General features: G+C 71.2%; 5 protein-coding genes. 3 read left to right on the forward strand and 2 right to left on the reverse strand.

What is annotated here, in order from left to right; translation table 11 throughout:
* From J0670_RS34245 to J0670_RS34255, 3 genes are all read left to right on the forward strand, one after another.
* A partial coding sequence (locus J0670_RS34245) for a hypothetical protein (protein ID WP_207816262.1) occupies positions 1-376 on the forward strand: 376 nt, incomplete at its 5' end.
* Positions 377-668: 292 nt separating this feature from the next.
* Complete coding sequence (locus tag J0670_RS34250; RefSeq protein WP_207816263.1) at positions 669-1,022, forward strand: antibiotic biosynthesis monooxygenase; 354 nt, start codon at positions 669-671, stop codon at positions 1,020-1,022.
* 133 nt (positions 1,023-1,155) lie between these two features.
* Positions 1,156-1,599, forward strand: coding sequence for a GPI anchored serine-threonine rich family protein (locus J0670_RS34255; protein ID WP_207816264.1), 444 nt, complete (start codon positions 1,156-1,158; stop codon positions 1,597-1,599).
* Between the two features lie 72 nt (positions 1,600-1,671).
* Here J0670_RS34255 and J0670_RS34260 read toward each other — a convergent pair whose 3' ends face one another.
* Positions 1,672-2,133 carry a MarR family transcriptional regulator gene (locus tag J0670_RS34260; RefSeq protein ID WP_207816265.1) on the reverse strand — a complete coding sequence of 154 codons (462 nt, stop codon included), beginning with the start codon at positions 2,131-2,133 and terminating at the stop codon, positions 1,672-1,674.
* Between the two features lie 80 nt (positions 2,134-2,213).
* Entirely contained in the window at positions 2,214-3,080 is an 867-nt protein-coding gene (locus J0670_RS34265) for a phosphotransferase (RefSeq protein WP_243437929.1), read from the reverse strand.
* Positions 3,081-3,083 lie beyond the last annotated feature (3 nt).

Genomic DNA, 3,083 nt, shown 5'->3' on the forward strand with positions numbered 1-3,083 from the left:
CAACGCCAACACCGCCACCTGCCTCCACCACACCTTCGGCACCTCCCAAGTACGCCTCGAACCATGCGACGCCGTCCCCGAACAACAATGGGAACTGCTGCCCGAACACACCACACTCAACGTCTCCGCCTACGACCCCGAGAAGAACACCCGAGGCTGCGTCGCCATCGGCGACAACTGGAGCATCCGCTTCGGCCAATGCCGCACCACCGAAGCCGCCTGGCACCTCACCCCCGAAGGACACAGCCGCGTCAGATCCGAATCCGACCTCAACAACAACGACCTCTACCTCACCGAAACCCCCACCGGACACCTCACCGCCAAACCCGGCGGCACCACACCCTCCGCCGACTGGATCATCACCCAAACACCCTGAACCCCACCAACCCACCGACAACCCACAACACCTCGGGCGGACACGGATGGAGGCCGGTCCCGAAACTCGCGTGGCGTCCTGGCGGAAGGGGTCGTACAGCGGCCGGTGGAGACGGCGGCCAATGCCGAAGGACCGGAAGCAGTGGCCCACGGATGGGTTGGCGATGGCGTCGAAGTCCGCCGTGAGGGGCGGCCCTTCCTCCCGTCCGGCCCGCTCGAGTGCCCGGTCCCTTGCCCGCCCCGTTCGGGAAGGACGCTGGATCACCGGGGGCTTCCCGCCTTACGGTGGCGCCATGAGCGATCACTCCCAAGCACCTGTCACGCCTGTCGAGGCCTATGAACCCCCTTACTGCATGGCGGTCTTCACCGCGGTGCGGACCCCGGACCAGAGCGGCTACAGCGAGACCAACGCCCGCATGGAAGACCTGGTGAAGGACATCCCCGGATACCTGGGAATGGACTACGCGCAGACTCCCGGCGGACTGGCCATCACCGTCGGGTACTTCCGCGACGCCGACGCGCTCACGCAGTGGCAGTCCGACGCCGAGCACCGCGCGGCGCAGAGGCGCGGGCAGGCCCAGTGGTACCAGAGCTACACGCTGCACGTGGCGAAGGTGGAGCGCAGCCACGGGTTCACGCGGGCGTAAGGACCCGACCGCCGGTCCGAAGGGCCCGTCTCCCCCGGCCACCGGCCGGGCGCCGTGACGGTCGTTGCGCCGTTCGGGGGAAGGGGTGCCGGTCCCCCGTACCCGTTGCGCGCCGACCGGGACACTGGGGGCCATGAGCATTCGGATCAGGCCCGTCCTGGGCGTTGTAGCCTTGGCCGCCGTGGCCGTGACGGGCCTTCTCACCACGGCGGCGGCGCCGGCCACCGGCTCGGCGGTGGCCGCTCACTGCGCCGACCGCGTGGACCGGCGCGACGTCTACGTTCCGCGGATCCTCTCCCCTCGGGCCGGAGAGGTCTGGCGCAGCGGCGAGAGGGTCGAGGTCACCTGGGACGTCTCGGATCCGCCACGGCAGATCACCAACCGCACGGGGAGCGTTCTCCTGCGTGTCGGCGAGAGGACCCTCGACTGCCCCGTCCTGGCCGAGGACTTCGACATCCTGCGGGGGCACGTGGAAGTGACCGTGCCGAACGTTCCCCCGGGGGACGACTACCGGATCGTCCTGTTCGGTGACTCCGGCAACTTCTCCGAGCCCTTCACGATCACGTCGGAGCCCTGATCGGCCCCGGCGTCACCGCCCCGGGACGGCGGCGCCGGAGCTGTCGGCGCCGGAGCGGTCGGCGGCGCCCGGTCACCGGGGCAGGTCGCCGTCGCCGCCCAGGTTCGCCACGATGCGGCGCAGGACGTTGATCGCTGTGACGAACTCGGCCTCGTCCACGCCCTCGTGAGCGCGCCGGTGCACGCTCAGGTTGCGCTCGCGGGCGCGCAGGCGCGCGGCCTCACCCTCCTCCGTGAGGGTCATGCCGCCGTCCTCGGCCTCGACCAGCCAGCCGCGGGCCACCAGGTCATCGAAGACCTCCTCGAAGTCGATCCCCAGGTCCTCGTAGCGGGCCAGGCGCTCGACCAGCGTGGTGCGGTTCCACGTACCCGGCGCGCCGGCCGCGTGGTTGAGCGTCCACCAGTGCGGCTGGGTGAGGCCCTCCGTCGCGAGCTGCTCGCGCAGGCCTCCGACCACCCGCCGGTACGCCTCGCCGCTCCACGCGCCGATCGGCTGAGTCGCCAGAACCTCGTGCGGGTACTCCTTGAGCGTCATGCTGACGTGCCCCTTTCCGTTCGACCACCGGGGCATCAACGTAGAAGCTCAAGTCCACTGGAGGTCAAGGAGCGCTGTGCTCAGGCCAGTTGGAGGGCAGCGTTCAGGTTGTACTCGGCGATGGCCGCCATCGCCGTCCGGTGGGGGAAGTCCCCGTCCAGCAGGCGCAGCGGGCCGGCCGTCAGGGAGAGGCGCTGGGCGAGGGTGTAGAGGGCGAGGCGGTCCTCGTCCAGTGCGCCGACCGCCAGTGGCGGGTAGTGGTCGTGCAGGCGGATCCGCAGGAAGACGTGCTCCCACTCGGCGTCGAAGTACATCGCGCCTTCGATGTCGATCAGCACGGGGTGGCCGTGCCGATCGACCCGGACGTGGTCGGGCCCCAGTTCGCCGTGCACCAACGCGTGCCGCGTGCGAGGGCGCACCGCGGCCGCCAGGGTCAGCAGCCGTTCCTCCAGCCGGTCGTGGGCCCGCGCGATCCGCTTCTCGCGTGACGCCGCCTCGGCGAGGTCTCGCAGGGCGCGTTCCAGGACGACGCCCTGGCAGGACGTTCCGCGCGAGGTGCCGCCCGCGTCGACCACGGCCACCTTGCCGTACCCGGGCGCGCGGTGGTGGCGCATCGCCTCCAGGGCCTGCCCGAGCCGGGCCAGGACGGGGGCGGCGGCGTGCGGGTCGCGGGCGAGCAGTTGCTCCAGGTTCTGGCCCGGGACGTCCTCGACGATCGCCAGGTCGGCGGGGCCGTGGTCGATGCCGTGGGTGCCGGCGGCGGCGAGCAGCCGGATCTCCGGGACGCGGACGCCGAGCGCCGTCAGCCGGGTGTGCGCGGCCTCGAACAGGTCGAGGCCGAGGGCGGGTGAGAACGGGTCGGTGGGGTCGTCGTCACCCTCGGCCGCCGGCCAGTAGTTCTCGGTCTCGTCCCACAGGTAGGCGATGGCCGTCGTGGCGTCGTCCATTCG

The sequence above is a fragment of the Streptomyces sp. FH025 genome (assembly GCF_017427025.1).
Taxonomy (GTDB): Bacteria; Actinomycetota; Actinomycetes; order Streptomycetales; family Streptomycetaceae; genus Kitasatospora.

What these genes read in the sequence shown, in the direction of transcription:
- J0670_RS34250 (WP_207816263.1), top strand. Translation starts at nt 669, where the DNA reads ATGAGCGATCACTCCCAAGCACCTGTCACGCCTGTCGAGGCCTATGAA.
- J0670_RS34255 (WP_207816264.1), top strand. Translation starts at nt 1,156, where the DNA reads ATGAGCATTCGGATCAGGCCCGTCCTGGGCGTTGTAGCCTTGGCCGCC.
- J0670_RS34260 (WP_207816265.1), bottom strand. Translation starts at nt 2,133, where the DNA reads ATGACGCTCAAGGAGTACCCGCACGAGGTTCTGGCGACTCAGCCGATC.
- J0670_RS34265 (WP_243437929.1), bottom strand. Translation starts at nt 3,080, where the DNA reads ATGGACGACGCCACGACGGCCATCGCCTACCTGTGGGACGAGACCGAG.